1 protein-coding gene is annotated in these 275 nt (G+C 66.9%); it reads left to right on the forward strand.

The window, feature by feature from the left end; genetic code table 11:
- Window positions 1-16 precede the first annotated feature (16 nt).
- Window positions 17-275, forward strand: a 259-nt coding sequence (locus tag ACYYG1_RS17410) for a YdgH/BhsA/McbA family protein (RefSeq protein ID WP_461211601.1), incomplete at its 3' end; no start/stop codon positions are given.

Consider the following 275-nt stretch of genomic DNA (forward strand, 5'->3'; position numbering starts at 1 on the left):
GACGAAGGGGAACGCCATGAAACGCTCCACCGCACTCACCTCCCTCTTGCTTTCCATGGGGTTGCTCAGCACCGGCGCACAGTCCGCCGAGCTGGCGCCCGCCGATCGCGTGACGCCGCTCAGTGAAATCGCCGAGATCACCTTCAACGATCTGCCCGGCTCACCGCAGGAGGCGGAACTGGCCATCGCCCGCACCGCCGACCAACATGGCGCCAGCTATTACCGCATCCTGCGCATGGAAGAGCAAGCGCACCCGCCTGGCTGGCGCGCCTCGG

The sequence above is a fragment of the Desulfocurvus sp. DL1XJH-121 genome, assembly GCF_054819825.1.